The sequence below is a fragment of the Pseudomonas brassicae genome (genome assembly GCF_010671725.1).
GTDB lineage: Bacteria > Pseudomonadota > Gammaproteobacteria > Pseudomonadales > Pseudomonadaceae > Aquipseudomonas > Aquipseudomonas brassicae.
This window is the reverse complement of sequence record NZ_JAAHBU010000616.1, coordinates 1-535: the sequence shown is the minus strand read 5'-3', so window position 1 is coordinate 535 and position 535 is coordinate 1. Positions and strand designations below refer to the sequence as shown.

The following is a 535-nucleotide window of genomic DNA, read 5'->3' as shown; positions in this document are numbered from 1 at the left end:
GCTGGGGCGCAACTTCCCCAAGGTGCGTGACGTGCTCGGCGAACTGGGCATGGCAGACCGCGCGCTGTACGTGGAGCGCGCGACCATGGCCAACCAGAAGATCGTCGCGCTGGACGAGGTTGACCCGCAGTCGTCGCCGTACTTCTCGCTGATCATCGTGCCCGGCGAGCGGTGGCAAGGATGATGGCGCATTCGGCACCCGCCATCGTCATCCTGGGCAAGGGCAGCCTGGCCACGGCGCGCAAGCTCCAGCAGGTGTACCCCGACGCACTGATCCACGGCCTGGCCGGGCGTGTCGACGGCGTGGCGTGCAGCTACCAGGACTTCGGCGCCACGCTGCGCCAGCTCTACCAGCAGGCCACCCCGATCATCGCGCTGTGCGCGGCCGGTATCGTGATCCGCAGCCTGGCCAGCGTGCTGCTGGAAAAAGGCGCCGAGCCGCCGGTGCTGGCCGTTGCCGAGGACGGCAGTGCGGTGGTACCGCTGCTGGGCGGGCTGGGCGGGGTCAACCACATGGCGCGGGAAATTGCCGCGG

At 69.5% G+C, this 535-nt stretch carries 2 pseudogenes; both read left to right on the top strand.

The features are described from left to right. A pseudogene (locus G3436_RS26650) lies at positions 1-184 on the top strand (precorrin-2 C(20)-methyltransferase); the annotation flags it as partial. After that, positions 184-535 (top strand): annotated as a pseudogene (locus tag G3436_RS26645) (precorrin-3B C(17)-methyltransferase); the annotation flags it as partial. The pseudogenes G3436_RS26650 and G3436_RS26645, both read left to right, overlap by 1 nt.